This is a genomic window from Fervidobacterium changbaicum (assembly GCF_004117075.1).
GTDB classification, from domain to species: domain Bacteria; phylum Thermotogota; class Thermotogae; order Thermotogales; family Fervidobacteriaceae; genus Fervidobacterium; species Fervidobacterium islandicum.
The window spans coordinates 1,775,868-1,792,467 of sequence record NZ_CP026721.1 but is presented as its reverse complement, the minus strand read 5'-3'; the positions used below and the strand labels follow the sequence as shown (position 1 = coordinate 1,792,467).

Genomic DNA, 16,600 nt, shown 5'->3' with positions numbered 1-16,600 from the left:
GTAAGGTTCAAACTGAGTTGTTTCAAATTTCATTTATTCCGAATTTTCTGGATTAGCTATATCTGTCTCGTAGTTTTCAAGTAAGATAACCTTCTTTGAAACCTTAGGAATGTTTATTTCGAATCTTCCGTTTTCGTAGTAGCCTAGATTTAGGTCATAGTTTTTTAAGAGTTTACCGTATGGAAGATATTCGGACATGTAGACTTTACCTTGTAGTTTTTCTGTCGATATGTTTGGATCCGGAATTGTGATTTTATAATCTTTGTAGTATCCGATAACTGTTAAGTCTGTTGCCTGGACGGTTACAGGGAATTCCGATTCCCACCACTTTGAAACGTATCCTACGTCTCCTGTCTTTTCGACAAAACCAACGAGCTGGCCCTTTTCGTTTAAAATCAATCCCTTTTTCCTGAGATTTCGAACGTAGTATCCTTTTAAATCTTCGCTTAGTACTACAAACTCGTCCGGTTTTACATCGGAAAAGAGTTTTATGTTCTGAATAATTATGTATTTTTCAAAATAATCTTCAAGAAAGGCCTTTGCACTGAAAAGCGGTGATGCAATCGCCGAGAGTATTGAATGCAATGAACGTGATATGCTGTTGTTTGTGAATACATCAAGAAAAAAGATTGTCAACAAGATGATGAAAACTAAAGACACATAGTTGATTTTCATTCTACACTCTTCAGCCTCGCCAGTATGTCGATTTTGTCAAGTACCAACCCTGCACCTTTTGCCACACAGCTAAGCGGGTCGTCTGCTTGATAGACCTTTATGCCCGTCTCTTTTGACAAAAGTTCAGCCATGCCCCTAAGTAAGGAACCACCACCAGAAATAACGATTCCTCTTTCGGTGATATCTGCAACAAGTTCTGGAGGCGTCTTTTCAAGTGTTAGCTTCGCTGTTTCAACTATCTGCATAGCCGTTGGACGAATCGCTTCTCTGATCTCGCCTCCAGTCAGTATCAGTCTCTTCGGTAGCCCTGACGACAATTCAATTCCAACAATTTCAGTCTGGAGCTCGTCGAATTCTTTGAGTGGGTACACGTTTCCGATCTCTATCTTCACTCGTTCGGCCGTTCTCTCGCCTATCGTGACCCTGTATATTTCCCTAACGTACTGTATTATCGCTTCGTCAAATTCATCACCAGCAATTCTTGTCGATGTAGCGGTGACTATGGAACCAAGCGAAATAACCGCAGCTTCGGTCGTTCCACCACCGATATCTATTATCATGCTACCCTGAGGTTCTTCAACCGGAAGCCCGGCACCCAATGCACTGGCCATAGGTTCTTCTATGAGGAAGACTTTCTTGGCTCCCGCTTCTTTTCCAGCTGTGAGCAGTGCACGGCTTTCGACTTCGGTCACACCGTACGGAACGCCTATGACTACTCTTGGGCGGAAGAATGAGAACTTTTCCTGCGCTTTGTTTATGAAGTACGTAAGCATGGCAAGTGCTACGTCGTAGTCTGCGATGACGCCGTCTTTTAGTGGCCTTATCGCTTGGATGTAAGACGGTGTTTTGCCAAGCATCTTCTTGGCTTCGGCTCCGACCTTTATTATTTCGTTTGTCTCGACGTTGATTGCGATGACGGATGGTTCGTTAATTACTATACCCTTGCCACGTACGTAGACAAGTGTGTTAGCCGTTCCAAGGTCTATTCCCAGATCCGACCTAGCAAACATCACTGCACTTCCTTTCTTATTATCTTTTCAAATGTTTCTATTGCTTCCGGGATGTTCTGAGCAATCTTTCCTCCTGCTTGTGCGAACGTCGGACTTCCGCCTCCACCACCACCGAGGATTTTGGCCACGACTTTCGCGATGTTTCCAGCATGGTACTCAGTGGTCAGCTCTTTTGGAACTTTTACAGTGAAGACGACCTTTTCACCGAGTTTGGAGATGAGTAACACCAAACCTTTGATTTTTTCAGAAACTTCGTCTGTAAGCTCTTTCAAAACCTCAGGGTCGATCTCTTCAAGAGTACTAGCCACGTAGTTCACGTTGTTCCAAGTTTTTACGTTGCTCGCGATAGCATCTGGGTTAACAAGGCGTTTTTTCAAGTTTGCAAGTTCGCGCTCTAGTGTCTTTTTCTCTTCTATGAGTCTTTCAACTTTCAAAAGAAGTTCACTAACTGGGGCTTCGAGTTTTTCTTTGAGGCTGTCCAATATCTCATCTTGCCTGCGTACGTATGCAAGTGAACTGAAGCCCGTTATCGCTTCTATCCTTCTAACACCTGCACTTACTGCGCTTTCTGACACTATTTTGAACAAACCGATTTCGCCCGTGTTCTTGACATGGGTTCCACCACAGAGTTCTTCGCTGAAGTCACCAACTTTTACAACCCTTACGTAATCTCCGTACTTTTCCTCAAAGAGCGCAATTGCACCTTCTTTGACCGCTTCATCGTAGCTCTTTACTTCGGTAACAACAGGAATCGCGCTGAGTATGACTTCGTTTACTAGGTTTTCTATTTCCTGTATCTGCTCTTTCGTGAGTGCTTGGTAGTGGGTGAAGTCAAATCTCAGTCTTTCGGGTTCTACAAGTGAACCAGCTTGGCGCACATGGTTGCCCAGTACTCTTCTCAGTGCAGCATGGAGTAAGTGTGTGGCTGTGTGGTTTTTCATCGTCCATTTTCTAATTGGGGCGACTTTTGAAAGTACTTTCGTTCCAACGCTGAGTTTTCCTGTTAGTTTTCCTCTGTGAACAATTATACCTTCTACTGGGTTGTAGACGTACTCAACTTCGAATTTTCCATGCTCCCATGTAATTGTTCCTTTATCTGAAACTTGGCCACCCTTTTCCGCATAGAACGGCGTGACGTCCAAGACAATTTCGCACAGGATCGGTTCTGAAGATTCTACGTTATCAACGAATTCACCATCTTTTTTGATCTTCAGCACGGTACCTTCAGATTCCATCGTGTCGTAACCTACAAATACGGTCTCTACGTCGAGTGTTTCGTATCCGGTTTTTTGTGCAAATTCGACTTCGCCCTGCGCTTTTCTTGACCTTTCGCGTTGCTGCTCAAGGTATGCTTCAAAGCCTTTTTCGTCGAGTTCGTAGTTGTTTTCTTGGGCTATGTCGCGCAGTATGTCTATCGGGAATCCGTACGTGTCATACAGTTTGAATGCATCCTCCGCGGTTATCTTACCCTTTGTTTCGATGATCTTCTGGACAAGTTCGAGACCTCTTGAGAGGTTGGAGATGAACTTAAGTTCTTCTGCTTTGACTATGTTTTCAACAAAGCTGCGTTTTTCTAAGATCTCGGGATAGATATGGCCCATCTTCTGAACAACGCTTTCAACTATCTTGTAGAGGAATGGCTCTTTTGCACCAAGCAATACCCCGTGTCTTAAAGCTCGTCTCAGCACGCGTCTTAAAACGTAGCCTCTTCCCTCGTTAGACGGAAGGACTCCATCGGCTATCATGAACGTGACCGCTCGTACGTGGTCGGCGATAACTCTTATCGAAACGTCCTTTTTTGGATCTTCTTTGTATTTGACACTGAGCACGTTTTGGATTCTTTCGATGATCGGTGCAAAGAGGTCTGTATCGAAGTTCCAGAGCACTCCTTGCATCATCGCTGATATTCTTTCAAGACCTGCTCCGGTGTCTATGTTCTTTCTTGGAAGTGGGTGCAATTTGCCTTCTTCGTCTTGATAGAATTCGGTAAAAACTAAATTCCAAATCTCGATGAATCTGCCATCGGTGTTGGCTGGGGTTGGAATACCCCCATCCTTGACCGGTACTTCAAGGCCTGTGTCGTAATGGATTTCAGAACACGGACCACACGGACCTGTTGGACCAGCTGGACCCCAGAAGTTGTCTTCTTTTCCCATTCTAATTATCTTGTGCTCAGGGATACCGATGGCTCTCCAGATCTCAAAGGCTTCATCATCGTACTCGTAAATCGTTACCCACAGTTTTTCTTCTGGCATTTCAAGTACTTTTGTGACAAATTCCCAAGCCCATTCGATCGCTTCTTTTTTGAAGTAGTCGCCGAAGGAAAAGTTACCGAGCATTTCAAAAAAGGTGTGGTGCCTCGGTGTTCTACCAACGTTCTCTATGTCGTTCGTTCGAACACATTTTTGGCAGGTTGTAACCCGTGTGTACACAGGCTCAACCTTACCCCAAAAGATGGGTTTAAAAGGCACCATACCTGCAACGGTAAACATGAGTTGCGGGTCATCAGGTATAAGCGAAGCACTCGGCAATCGTTTGTGCCCCTTGCTCTCAAAAAAAGATAAAAACGCTTCTCTTATTTCATCACTGGTCATGTATTTCATTAACCTTAGCACCTCCGCTCCAGACTATTTTGCAAAATTAGTAGAATAGGTTAAGAACAATGTAAATAACAGGTGTTATGAACAACAATCCATCGATTCTATCGAGCATGCCACCGTGGCCTGGCATGAGATTTCCCATATGCTTAACTCCGTAGTGCCTTTTTATCGACGATTCAAAAATGTCACCGAACGTGTCAAAGACACCGGTTATAACGGCCAAAGCAAGTGCCAGTAGTGGATTCATATGTATATTCGACTTAAGGACAGTGTTTGTAACAAATTGGTATATCAATATGTAGACGAACGTTCCAAATATACCACCGTAGAAACCTTCCCAGCTTTTGTTGGGGCTGTAATAGCTGCCGAATTTGTGCTTGCCCATCGTCATACCAAATGCGTAAGCAAAGCTGTCGTAAGACCAGGAAAGTGTGAGCGTAAGCAAAGACATCGCTGCACCGTACTTCGCGTACAATGGGATAAAGAACGAAAGTAAGAAGCTTATGTAAAGCAATGCCACCGAGTAAGCAAAGTACACTTCTGTTATTATCTCTCTGTTTTTCACCCTACTGAGTGCAAATACTGAACCCACTATGAAGACAACGGCTAACAGTTCCATCGGGTTGTTGGGGAACGCGGCACCGTAAAGAACTGGGTAAGTTGTTACCAATGCTGTGTAGATTATTGATAGCCACGGATCATGTTTTTTCAACGTTGTGAAAAAAAACTCACCAGAGCTGATCAAGACGATAGTTGCAACAAGTCCAACTAAGCTGGGATAGGAGACAAAACAAAATACGACAAAAGGAGCAACTATAAAAGCACTTATTACCCGTTGGATAGTTTCTCTCTTCAGTGAGTTATCCCCAACTGAATTTTTGCCTGTGCCTTGGTCTTGCATATTAACCCTTTATCCCCCCAAAGCGTCTTTCACGACGCTTGTAAGATTCGATCGCTTTGTCAAGTTCCTGTTCAGTGAATTCTGGCCATAGTAGGTCGCTAAAGTATAGCTCGCTGTACGCACCCTGCCATATCAAAAAGTTGCTGAGTCTCATTTCACCAGAAGTTCTGACTATAAGGTCTGGGTCAGGGATGTCCGGTGCGTAAAGGTGCTGTCTAATGGTCTCGTCGGTTATATCCTCAGGATTAATTCCAGCTGCTACTATCTTCTTCACAGCATCCACCATTTCCGCCCGACCACCGTAGTTCAAAGCAAGTATTGCCTGTATTCTATCAAACTGTTTTGTCTTTTCTTCGTACTCAATACACTTTTCTTTTACCGGTTCTGGTAATTCGTTGATTCTACCTATGAAACGCAGTCTGACATGCTCTTTCGCCATGCGTTCGTAGAACTCGCCTACTTTTTCAACAAGCAAGCCAAGGATAAAATTGACCTCTTCTGGCGGACGTTTCCAGTTTTCTGTTGAAAATGCGTAGAAAGTGGCGTACTTTACGCCACGTTCGGCGCACCATCGGACAACATCCTCTATTTTATATGCACCAACGTAATGCCCGTATGTGCGTGGCTTGCCTTGTTTTTTTGCCCATCTTCCATTTCCGTCCATTATGAATGCGATGTGGGTTAAAGAGTGAACTTGGCTTTGGTTTTCGCTTACCATCAAAATTCCATTATCTCCTTTTCTTTCTTCTCGAATAGTTTATCGAGTTCTGCTATGTATTTGTCAGTGACATTTTGTATTTCTTTTTCAAGTCTTTTTTCATCATCTTCGGAAATCTTCCCATCCTTCTTTGCATCTTTTACTTCCTTCAATATGTCACGTCTGATGTTCCTGACCGCTATTTTTCCTTCTTCTACGATTTCTTTTGCCTTCTTAACCCATTTCTGTCTTTGCTCTGTTGTCGGCGTTGGGAAGTTGATTCTTACAACGTTCCCATCGTTCACTGGGGTAAGTCCAAGGTCGCTGGCAAGTATTGCTTTTTCTATTGCCGATAATAGGTTCCTTTCCCAAGGTTTGACTATGAGCTGTCTTTCTTCAGTTGTTACCTGAGCAACTTGGAGAACGGGAGTTGGAACGCCGTAGTAGTCGACTTTTATTTCTTCAAGGACAGCTGGTGTGGCCCTTCCTGTCCTCAGATGTTTGAGTTCTTCGGCGATTTTCTCGACAGATTTTTTCATCTTTTCTTCCGCTTGTTTCAGAAAGCTGTTCACCATCCCTAACACCTCCAGTTCTTTATTTAAAGATTTTCAAGATTCACACCTTGTCCACATTTGTCACACACATTGCCGTTATTCCCTTCATCTCGGATTCAGGGTATACACCATTACCAGTTTTGAATTTTATCGAAACCGGGCAACCCAGGACGTTTTCGAGCCTATTCGATATCTTTTCCCTGTAATCTTTCAACTTAATCGGTGAAATTATAACACAATCTGCAGATGATGGGAAGAAACCGCTTTTGTTAACGGTCTGCACGACTAATTCCAGCATCTCTAAACTGCTCCGACCTTTGTTTTCGTCGTTTTCTGGGAATACAGCACCTATATCCTTTTTCAAAGTCACTCCAAGTAGGCTGTCGATAAGCGCATGGCAAAGCACATCTGCATCGGAATGACCGTGAAGGCCAAGTTGAGAATCTATTTGAACTCCACCGAGTATTAATTTTCTGCCTTGGACAAGCGGATGAGTGTCCCAACCTATACCGGTTAATGTGTGGTAGTCACAAAATTTCGAGAACCTTTTCAGTTTTGCATGTATTGGCTTTTCTTCTCCAAAGCTGAACCGCTCGTATAAATCGGAATTCAGCGTATCAACAATGATTTTCTTATACCTGCTTGATTTTATGAACCTGTATAAAAGCTGTTCTTTAAACTCTCCAGCCAATGAAACAACGTACAAATCATCGATGGAAAAATCCATCAATATTCTTTCTATGATGTAGATCATCTTGGCTCCAACAGGAATTATCTTTAGTCCAAGAACACTGAACCACCTTTGGTATCCGTGTCGAAATTCTGCTTTGGTTGCGTACAAAAGTACAGCTCTTACGCCTTTTTGATCTTCTAAAACTATGCAGTTCTTCTTTATGAAAGGTGGTATATCGTACTCAAATGCTTCTTTTATGTACTTCAATGCATTCTTACCAAAAAGTTCATCATAGAACTCTTGCTTTTCTTCGTAAACGAGTTCTACTACCTTGCCGATGTTCTTCTCGTTCACAGTAGTTGTCTGCAAGATACCACCCCTGATTTTGCTTATTGCTCAGCATTTGCCTATTTTTCATTATTTGGCAAAGAGGTAAATAATTATGAGTAAAGCCCCCGTTATTAAAAGTGTGGTCATGAGAGATATAAGAAGTTCGGATCCCGTTGTTGATGGGATTTCAACTTTGATGGTCTTCGGGTATTTTTCTGTGGGTTCTTTCTGTTCTACTACGCGCTGTCTTCTTCTTTTTTCAAAGTATGCCTCATCACTTAGTATTTTCAGAGCAGGACTTACTAAACCTTTTGCTATCAATCCTTCGTCAAGTTCCACTTTTACCAGGTACAAGTTTCCACCTTTTACCCGAACCAGTTCCTTGCTTAAGATAGTTGCCTCTATTGATAACTTGTCCTTGTCAAAATTGGGGAATTTTTCACGTATCTGCTTTTCGTACTTGCCAGGGTTCAAAATAACGACCGGAATTTTGTCGCCTACGTCGAATTGGACAATCGAGGTACCGTTAATGGGGTCAATGACAGGAAAGACCTCCGGTAAGTCTGCAACATCCGGACGTGTGTAAACTTTCGCAACATTTTCATCGGAAAAATCTTCTTGCATTGAAAGAAACGTGTACGCGGAATATTCTTCCAAGAGCAGCCCCTGGGCTTTGACAAAGACCTCCATCTTCGGGCTCCATTCCTCGAGTAGGTCTGAGATGATAACTCTAAGAACTTCGGTGTCGTTCTCCTTTATAGCTGTTGAAAACTCTATGCCCAAAGGTATCTTACCGCGACGATTCATCATGTTGTTAAGGTAAGCGATAAATGCTATTGTGACGTCGTAGACGCCCGGTATTTCCTTTACTTTTTGCTTTGCCTTGTCAAGTTTTTCTTTGAATTCCCTCAGGTCTTCATCTAAGGTTATATTATCCACCACTTCAGAATAGCGCAAAGGAACGACCAGAAAGTCGAAGTCTGGTGCACCGTTGGTTTTGCCAAAGAAGTATCCAACTATCTCTTCAGCTGTTCCTTTGCTTCTCGCCCGCACTTTTATGAAATAAAGGTCCACGTAAATTCCTCCTTTTTGTGGCTAGGACTAATCATCAGAAGAAGTAACCTCCACTCTCTATCTTCGTGCCCTTTGGAATGAGCCTGTCGTTGCCGATAACGACATTTTTACCGAATTCGCAGTCTTCTTCGATTACTGTGTCCATTCCGACAACGGTTATGTGGGAATTGTAGACCTTTTTGTCGTACTTGCTTTCGGCAAATTCACCAATCCCTATTTTGCAACCATTTTTGATGATCGTGTTTTCGGCGATGATTGCATCCTCTATTATGACATTATCGCCAATCTCGACTTTTGTCATTATCACGCTGTTTCTGATAACACTATTTTCGCCGACTGTTACACCTTGAGAAAGGATGCTGTTCTCGACCAGCCCGTATATCTCGCAACCCTCACTGACAATAGAGTTCCTCACTTCTCCAGTTGGGGATATGTACGCTGGTTGCATCTCCTCAGACCTTGTATAGATTCTCCAATTCGGATCATGGATGTTGAACGGCGGGATAGGCCTTACAAGCTCTAAGTTTGTCTCCCAGTAAGACATTATCGTTCCAACATCTTGCCAGTAGCCCTCAAATGGGAAGGCGTAGACACGCCCGGTTGACAGTATCTTCGGAATTACGTTCTTACCAAAATCGTGCTCACTCGATTCATCTTTCGCGTCTTCAATAAGTGCCTGCTTTATGAACTCCCAACTGAACACGTAAATGCCAAGCGAAGCAAGGTTGGATTTCGGTTGCTTTGGCTTTTCCTGGAAATCAACGATTTTGTAATCTATATCAGTTACCATTATACCAAATCTATGTGCTTCTGATATAGGCACTTCCATACACGCTATCGTTGCAAGTGCACCCTTTGAGACGTGGTAGTAAACGAACTCACTGTAATCCATTGAGTATATATGGTCACCTGAAAGAACGACAACGTATTCGGGCGAGAATTCGTCAACAAATTCTATGTTCTGATAAACCGCGTCCGCTGTTCCTTTGTACCAGACGCTCTCTGTCAGTGTTGAATATGGCTGGAGTATAGTCACCCCGCCACCCTTTCTGTCCAAATCCCAAGGTTTTCCTATGCCAATGTGCTTGTTTAAAAGGTGTGGCCTGTACTGAGCAAGGACACCCACCCTGTAAATTCCGGAATTAACGCAGTTACTGAGTGTAAAATCTATTATTCTGTATTTCCCTCCGAATTGAACCGCAGGTTTCGGTATTTTCTCTGTCAGTACTCCCAGTCTTGTGCCTTGTCCACCGGCGAGTATTAATGCTACAACATTTGTCATACGCACACCCCCAAATTAGACAGTTAAAACGCTACGCCGCACTAAACAACCATCCACTTTTCAAGCACAACAGGTTCAAAGTCGCCAACAAGCATCTGTTCTGCTCTAATAACACAGTTCTTGTCTATTATCGCGTTTTTAACAACCGCACCCTCTTCAATCACTGTGTCTTGCATCACGATGGAATTCTCAACCCTTGCGCCAGCCTTTACAACAACTCCTCTGAAGAGTACGGAGTTCTTAACGTTACCCGAAATGATGCAACCATCGGCTATCATTGAGTTACTTACTTTTGCTGTATTCGTGTACTTGGCAGGTGGATAGTCTTTCAGTTTTGTGTAAACTTTTCCATATTTTACGAAAAGTTCCTCGCGCAGTGCTCGGCTGTTCAGAACCTCCATGTTCATCTTGTAATATTCATTTATGCCTTTTTTTACGTTCCTCCAGTAGCCGTTGAATTCGTACGCGTAGACTCGCAGTTTTGAAAGGTTTGGTATAACAACATCGAGGAGCAAGTCATACTTCCCTGCCGGGACTGCATCATAGAGTAATTCCATCAACAGGTACTTGTTGATAAAGTACACACCCAGGAAGGCTTTTTTAGTTGGTGGATTTTGAACTTTCTCTTTTATTTCCACAATCCTACCGTCAGGTTCTGTTACAACCGTTCCATACTGGGTTATATCGTATGTATCATCCAGTTCTTTTACTAAGAGTGTGATATCCGCACCTTTCGCAAAGTGGTAACTGAACATGTCGTTGTAAAGCATTTTGTATATGTGGTCGCCTGAACCTATCAGAACGTAATCTTCATCGCCTCTTCGGAGCATCGTTGTGTTTTGGAAGATCGCATCCGCCGTACCTCTGTACCAGTATTCTCCCGTCATGCCTATGTACGGTTGGAGTATGTAAAGACCTCCGTGTTTTCTGTCGAGGTCCCACTCTTTTCCAGAACCCAGGTGGTCCATCAAGCTCCTCGGGTTGTACTGTGTTAGAACTCCTACTTTGTATATACCTGAATTCACCATATTGCTTAACGTGAAATCTATCGCACGGTATTTTCCAAAAACAGGGACTGCCGCACTTGCCCTCTTGTACACCAGTTTTCCCAAAGCCTCACTCTTTCCGCCAGCTAAGATTAACCCCAATACTTTCATAGGCTCACCCCCAAAATCGGTCACACCAGACCAACATACGAAAAGACCAAAAAACACCTAAACACCTATCTCGGCTATCAATATCCCCCTTGTCCAGTTGCCTTGTTCGTTACTATCGCTACTCCTGAGCTTGTCCCAATTCTTGTTGCACCTGCCGAAAGCATTTTGATAGCATCTTCGTAGGTTCGCACACCGCCAGAAGCTTTGACTTGAATCTCTCCGTCAACTGCCCAACGCATGAGCTGAACGTCTTCGAATTTGGCACCGCCGGTACCAAAACCCGTAGATGTCTTCACGAAAGTCGCCCCTGCAAGTTTGGAGAGTACGCAAGCAGCGACTTTTTCTTCATCCGTTAAAAAGCACGTTTCGATAATGACTTTAACGGGCACCTTTGCTGCCTCAACAACGGATTTTATGTCGTTGTACACGTATTCGTAGTCACCCTCTTTGAGTTTACCTATGTGTATCACCATGTCCACTTCCTGTGCCCCGTTTTCCACAGCCCATTTCGTTTCTTCCACCTTGGAGTATGTACTCGTAGCTCCCAGGGGGAAACCTATAACGGTTACGGTTAGAACCGAACTACCCTTGAGCTTCTGCACAACAAATGGGACAAAGGAGGGATTGACGCAAACGCCTTTAAATTTGTAGTCTATAGCTTCTTTGCAGAGCAATTCTATTTCAGACGTTGTAGCGGTAGGTTTTAGGTTTGTGTGGTCGATGTACTCATTTAGCGATATCTTTTTCAAATCTATCTCAACCGTCTCAGGTTTGTAGTTTTTCTTGAACTCTTCAAGTTTTTCCAAAACAGCTTTTGTTATATCCATATCTCTCACTCCTTTTCGTATTTTTGGTATTACCTTTTCAAGTATTCCTTTATCCTTCTATCGATTTCCTTCTTCTTTATCTCCTCGCGTTTATCGTGGCTCTTTTTACCTTTCGCAACTGCTATCTCAACTTTGACGATCCCACGGTCGTTGAAGTAAATCTTTGTTGGAACGACCGTGTACCCTTCTTGACGGATTTTTCCCCAGATTCTGTCTATCTGTTTTCTATGCAAAAGTAATTTCCTTGGCCTTTCTGGGTCGTGGTTGTAGATGTTACCGTATCGATAAGGCGGTATGTGCAAGTTCAACAGGTAGATCTCCCCATCTTTTATCCTGCAAAACGAGTCTTTGAAGCTTGCACCGTGCTCTCTAAGGGACTTTACCTCCGTCCCTACAAGGACTATGCCCGCTTCGTACGTTTCATCTATGATGTAATCTGTATATGCCTTTTTGTTGGTTGCTATTATCTTCATGCAAAATCCCACCCTACGTTTTTGTAATGCTTTATTTCTATTACTCCGTTATCTATAACTTCAACAACATCTATCTGCGCTCTTGTGTATCGCTTCCCTTTCAGATAGTACTCGGCACTGCGGTATATTTTTTCGTACTTTATTTTGTCAACACGCTCTGAAGGGTTTATGCGAAACCCCGTGCCCGATTTTACTTCAACAAATACGAACGATGAGCCAAGCTTTGCAATTATATCTATTTCCCCGTAAGGGGTGCGGTAGTTTCTTTCGATTATTTTATAACCTTTGCGCTTTAGATACTCAGCCGCGATTTGCTCAGCTATCTTCCAACTTTTCTGGTTGTTCTTTGCATCATCCGTAGATGCTTGGAACTTTGATGAGTCTTCCTTCTTTTTCAGGAAAGTTCTCAATAATGCCTTCAACATTTTCGTTCACTCGCGGTCCTGTTTCCCTGAGTTTGCAAGGCTCTTCGATAGGCGTGTACATCGGTTCGATACTTTCTGTATCAACTTCGGACAAGATCTCGAAATAGTCTATAATCTTCTGTAAGTCCGATTTTAATTTTTCCGATTCGTCAAATGTCAGGCGCGAAAGTTTTGAAAGGTGTTCGATGAGTTTATCATCTATCTTTATCACCGCCGATAACCTCCTTCAGTTTAAGTACGTTGTCTAATTGAAATGCAGCATTGGTAGCCATTTTGTTGCTCTGGGCTATTGTTTTGTAAATTTCTTCGCGGTAGATCCTCACGTTCGCTGGTGCAATTATCCCAATCTTAACCGCACCACCTTCGACTTTCAACACTTTCACTTGTATGTTATCACCTATTATTATGCTTTCCCCAACTTTTCTCGATAATACCAACATCAAGCACCACTCTCTTTTCTTTCATGCACCTTTTCTTCATCTGCAACTTCTTTGACTTCTTGAACGTTCTGTAAAGAAGTCGCGTCATCGTTTGTTTGATTTTCTGTTGTTTTTGACTTGGTTATCGGATGTTTCAGTTCGTATTTTTCGAGTATGACTTGAACCCCTATCCCCTTTTTTACGTTTACCACAACGGGAGCTTTCAAATTCACAGTGGCTTCCTCAGGTTTACCGATGGGGATAGTAACTATGCTCCATACAACCAAGTCCGATGGATCTTCAACTTGGAGCAGATCAAGATCCTGTTTAGATAGGTCCACTTCGTAACTTTCCATAACGAGCCAGGGATCTATCAGTGGGAACGCTACGTTCTCATCCTCCAGACTCACAAGCCACTGGATAGGCTGTGTTTCCGGAGTGTTCAAGATTATGAATCTTCTAAGCTGCTCAAAACCGGGAATTCCGTTCGGAAAGTTTATCACTTCATCGTCTTTTATTTCTAGCTCACCGAATCTTGTTTTGTAAGCTCCCATTTACCTCATCCTTTCGGTTTAAACTGGTTCTTCCTTTTCCAATTTGCTCTCCCAATCTTTTATGTAATATAAGATTCTTTTGTGGAATTGCTCCCCGTACTCGGGGTCCTCAAAGAGTTCGTGGTAGCCCCCTTCGAATTCTTCAATCGCTTTTTTTGTATCAAGCTGCTCGTAGAAGTTGCGTGCACCGTGCGGTGGCGTTACTTTATCGTCGGTGCCTACCAGTATGGCCACAGGGCACTTGATCCTCGAAGCACGCTCATGGGCTAATTGAACGTTTTGCAACATACTTTTGCCAAGCCTAATGGATATTCTGTCGTGGACAAGGGGATCCGTAATGTATTTGTGAACAGCATCTTTGTTTCTGGAAAGTAAATTGGGATCAATTCCGTTCTTCACCGTCATCGAAGGTGCCAAGAACGAGAACAACTTTAACATCATCACCTGATTCGGTTTCGGCTCAAGGTAAAGCGCTGGCGATGAAACGATGAGTTTTGAGACTTTCGTAGGTCTTTCCTCTGTGTAACGCACGGCGATAAGTCCACCAAGGCTATGACCAAAGAGTACAAAAGAATTAACAGACTTCGTGACTTCATCGATCAAGTCTATGACCTCTTCGATGGATGTGTGACCGCGTTTGCCTGAACTTTTACCATGGCCTGGCAAGTCAAATCCTATGACTCCATAATCGTTCTCTGCAAGCAATTGAATGAGCCTTTCATATCTTCCAATGTGCTCACCAAGACCGTGTACTATAACGACCCACCCGTTATTACCGGACCCCTTTTTGAAGTGGTATACCATTTCTATTCCCCCCATCGCCAAAAAAGCTCAATAAAGATCATGTCAAGAAATATGACCGAGGTTTATACCTGACGTGTTCCTCTTTACATCGACGATTTCTATTTTATACTTTTTGTCATACAACCTCGTTATTACGGTTCCAATACCAGCGAACACTAAAGCTAGCACGAATGAAAGAATGTCGGAAAGTTTCAATAGATATCCAATCAGTGCTCCGAATATGAATCCTGTTAGTGGGATTCCGTAAACTATCATGGATAGAATTGCCGTGTTGTATTTGAAATCGACAACAACGATATCGCCAGGCATTACAGGGAGCAGGTTTTCATTTATGTTCTTTTTTGAAATCTTAAAGACGCCCTTTTTTGCACTTTCGCTTTTGATAGAACAAGCACCACTCAGCGCACATGAAGCACATGTACCGGGATCTACAGACAATGAAACGTATATGTAATTCTCATCAACGCTTGTAACTGTCATCACTTCTCTCACGTTTTCCACCTCTTATCGACCATCGCCTAATCACCAAATTCACTCAACCATCATCAGGAACGGGTAATGCGGTTGACCTCCCTCTATGAACTCTATTTGGACGTTTGGGTATTTTTTCTTGGTGTATTTTTCAACGATATTCTGTTCGATTGGAGTTGCACTCGAACCTACGAAGACGGTTAGAATTTCACGTTCTTCGAGTTTACATTTTTGGTATAGTTTATCAAGTACGTTCACTAAGTTCTTGTGGTGCGATACGAGTTCTTTGTTCAAGAAACCAAGGTACTCGTCTTTCTTGATCTTTTCGCCTGCGTACTTTGAATCCCTCACGGCGACGGTAATCGATATGGCAATTGTATTTTTTATGGTTTCTTCTATACTCTTTAGTATCTCGTCAATTTCCTCGCCCATCCTGTAGATCATTGCTGCAACGCTCTGCTGAACATTTATTGTTTTTACAACATGCACCTTTAATCCTTCCTGCTCTGCTACTTTCGCAGCTTGTTCAGCAGCTAGTATGATATTCGAGTTATTTGGGAAGACGATGACGTTCTCAGCGTTCGCGCGTCTTACAGCATCGAGTATATCGGCCATACTCGGGTTCATCGATTGGCCGCCTGAGACGATTTCATCTACGCCAAGGTCTCTAAGCACTTTAGAGATTCCATCGCCAGGTGAGACCGCAACGTAGGCTATCTTTTTTCTTTCTTTTTTTGCGTACTGCTCACCAACAACATGTTCATGCTGTTCTTTCATGTTGTCGATTTTGACCTTGAGCAATTCCCCGTGTTTTAAGAATTCCTCGATTACCTGACCTGGGTTGTTCGTGTGTACGTGAAGTTTTATTATGTCGTCTTGAACAAAGAATACAACTGAATCTCCCATAGAGTTGAGGTAATTCTCCAGCTGTTTTTGCGTACCGTTAGTTATCGGTTTCCTCGCTCTGACAATCAATTCGGTACAGTACTGGTACTTCAGCTCTTCGTAAGCTATTGTAATTTCTTCGGAAGGTCTCGTTTCGACACCTTGGAGGTTTATTGTCGTATCACCGAGTACGTACATTTTGAATCCCTGGATGATGTAGTACAAACCCTTCGCTCCGGCATCAACAACGTTCGCTTCTTTCAACTTTGGCAACAAAGAAGGCGTCTTTTTCACTGTATCGAGCGCAATTTCTTCCATTTTCTCAAAGAGTGCTTCAAAGCTTTCAAGATTTGAAAGTTCTTTGGAATGCTCATCAAGGACCCGCACAACCGTAAGGATGGTTCCCTCAACAGGTCTTAACACCGCTTTGTAAGCGGTCTCTTTCGCTCCTTTTATGCCTTTGACAAAGTCAGCAACCGTAAGTTTGCTCTTTTTCATCAAGGTATCGCAAAAACCTCTGAATATTTGAGAAAGGATAACGCCAGAGTTCCCCCTTGCCCCCATTAGCGTGCCCCGTTTTATCGCATCGAGCACGTTGCTCAATTTTTCATCGGTGAGGTTTTCAAGGTATTTGCAGGCTTCAAGCATCGTTGAGCTCATGTTTGAGCCCGTATCACCGTCAGGAACCGGGAAGACGTTTAAAGCGTTTATTTCGTCTCTGTGTGCAAGCAAATTTTCGGCACCCTTCATGAAGATGCCTTTCATATCCGTCCCATTTATTGTTGTCAA

19 protein-coding genes are annotated in these 16,600 nt (G+C 43.1%); all 19 read right to left on the bottom strand.

All coding sequences use genetic code 11. The annotated features are described in order from the left end of the window. Window positions 1-33: 33 nt before the first annotated feature. The 19 genes from CBS1_RS08225 to CBS1_RS08135 all read right to left on the bottom strand — a co-directional run bounded on the left by CBS1_RS08225 (window position 34) and on the right by CBS1_RS08135 (window position 16,600). Window positions 34-675 carry a hypothetical protein gene (locus CBS1_RS08225; RefSeq protein ID WP_033191520.1) on the bottom strand — a complete coding sequence of 214 codons (642 nt, stop codon included), beginning with the start codon at window positions 673-675 and terminating at the stop codon, window positions 34-36. Further along, window positions 672-1,685 (bottom strand): rod shape-determining protein, encoded by a 1,014-nt coding sequence (gene mreB / locus CBS1_RS08220; protein ID WP_033191521.1) that lies wholly within the window; start codon window positions 1,683-1,685, stop codon window positions 672-674. The genes CBS1_RS08225 and mreB overlap by 4 nt, the downstream gene beginning before the upstream one ends. Beyond that, window positions 1,685-4,288, bottom strand: a complete 2,604-nt coding sequence (gene alaS / locus CBS1_RS08215) for an alanine--tRNA ligase (protein WP_090222579.1) — start codon at window positions 4,286-4,288, stop codon at window positions 1,685-1,687. The genes mreB and alaS overlap by 1 nt, the downstream gene beginning before the upstream one ends. Window positions 4,289-4,325: 37 nt before the next feature. Continuing rightward, complete coding sequence (locus CBS1_RS08210) at window positions 4,326-5,186, bottom strand: phosphatidate cytidylyltransferase (RefSeq protein WP_176759488.1); 861 nt, start codon at window positions 5,184-5,186, stop codon at window positions 4,326-4,328. A gap of 1 nt (window position 5,187) precedes the next feature. Beyond that, window positions 5,188-5,904: a polyprenyl diphosphate synthase gene (uppS, locus tag CBS1_RS08205; protein WP_090222577.1), complete on the bottom strand. Its 717-nt coding sequence runs from the start codon at window positions 5,902-5,904 to the stop codon at window positions 5,188-5,190. Then, the gene (gene frr / locus CBS1_RS08200; protein WP_033191524.1) at window positions 5,904-6,458 is read right to left on the bottom strand and encodes a ribosome recycling factor; all 555 of its coding nucleotides are present in this window, start codon (window positions 6,456-6,458) and stop codon (window positions 5,904-5,906) included. Before frr ends, uppS begins: the two co-directional genes overlap by 1 nt. A gap of 40 nt (window positions 6,459-6,498) precedes the next feature. Next, the gene (locus CBS1_RS08195; RefSeq protein WP_033191525.1) at window positions 6,499-7,479 is read right to left on the bottom strand and encodes a 2-C-methyl-D-erythritol 2,4-cyclodiphosphate synthase; all 981 of its coding nucleotides are present in this window, start codon (window positions 7,477-7,479) and stop codon (window positions 6,499-6,501) included. Between the two features lie 48 nt (window positions 7,480-7,527). Continuing rightward, window positions 7,528-8,514, bottom strand: a complete 987-nt coding sequence (locus CBS1_RS08190) for a DUF4899 domain-containing protein (RefSeq protein ID WP_090222575.1) — start codon at window positions 8,512-8,514, stop codon at window positions 7,528-7,530. Between the two features lie 34 nt (window positions 8,515-8,548). Further along, on the bottom strand, window positions 8,549-9,796 hold the full coding sequence (locus CBS1_RS08185; RefSeq protein ID WP_033191527.1) for a glucose-1-phosphate adenylyltransferase: 1,248 nt from the start codon (window positions 9,794-9,796) through the stop codon (window positions 8,549-8,551). Between the two features lie 41 nt (window positions 9,797-9,837). Continuing rightward, the gene (gene glgD / locus CBS1_RS08180; RefSeq protein ID WP_033191528.1) at window positions 9,838-10,953 is read right to left on the bottom strand and encodes a glucose-1-phosphate adenylyltransferase subunit GlgD; all 1,116 of its coding nucleotides are present in this window, start codon (window positions 10,951-10,953) and stop codon (window positions 9,838-9,840) included. Window positions 10,954-11,030: 77 nt separating this feature from the next. Next, window positions 11,031-11,780: a deoxyribose-phosphate aldolase gene (deoC, locus tag CBS1_RS08175; RefSeq protein WP_090222574.1), complete on the bottom strand. Its 750-nt coding sequence runs from the start codon at window positions 11,778-11,780 to the stop codon at window positions 11,031-11,033. Window positions 11,781-11,809: 29 nt separating this feature from the next. Then, entirely contained in the window at window positions 11,810-12,253 is a 444-nt protein-coding gene (gene smpB / locus CBS1_RS08170; RefSeq protein ID WP_033191530.1) for an SsrA-binding protein SmpB, read from the bottom strand. Beyond that, complete coding sequence (locus tag CBS1_RS08165; RefSeq protein ID WP_090222572.1) at window positions 12,250-12,678, bottom strand: YraN family protein; 429 nt, start codon at window positions 12,676-12,678, stop codon at window positions 12,250-12,252. The genes smpB and CBS1_RS08165 overlap by 4 nt, the downstream gene beginning before the upstream one ends. Next, entirely contained in the window at window positions 12,605-12,889 is a 285-nt protein-coding gene (gene gatC / locus CBS1_RS08160; RefSeq protein ID WP_033191531.1) for an Asp-tRNA(Asn)/Glu-tRNA(Gln) amidotransferase subunit GatC, read from the bottom strand. Before gatC ends, CBS1_RS08165 begins: the two co-directional genes overlap by 74 nt. Then, entirely contained in the window at window positions 12,873-13,118 is a 246-nt protein-coding gene (csrA, locus tag CBS1_RS08155) for a carbon storage regulator CsrA (RefSeq protein WP_033191532.1), read from the bottom strand. Before csrA ends, gatC begins: the two co-directional genes overlap by 17 nt. Next, window positions 13,118-13,651 (bottom strand): flagellar assembly protein FliW, encoded by a 534-nt coding sequence (gene fliW, locus CBS1_RS08150; RefSeq protein WP_052107121.1) that lies wholly within the window; start codon window positions 13,649-13,651, stop codon window positions 13,118-13,120. The genes csrA and fliW overlap by 1 nt, the downstream gene beginning before the upstream one ends. An 18-nt stretch (window positions 13,652-13,669) precedes the next feature. After that, window positions 13,670-14,455, bottom strand: coding sequence for an alpha/beta hydrolase (locus CBS1_RS08145; protein ID WP_090222571.1), 786 nt, complete (start codon window positions 14,453-14,455; stop codon window positions 13,670-13,672). A gap of 42 nt (window positions 14,456-14,497) precedes the next feature. Continuing rightward, window positions 14,498-14,947 (bottom strand): SoxR reducing system RseC family protein, encoded by a 450-nt coding sequence (locus CBS1_RS08140; protein ID WP_090222569.1) that lies wholly within the window; start codon window positions 14,945-14,947, stop codon window positions 14,498-14,500. A gap of 39 nt (window positions 14,948-14,986) precedes the next feature. Continuing rightward, window positions 14,987-16,600 (bottom strand): DAK2 domain-containing protein, encoded by a 1,614-nt coding sequence (locus CBS1_RS08135; RefSeq protein WP_407918646.1) that lies wholly within the window; start codon window positions 16,598-16,600, stop codon window positions 14,987-14,989.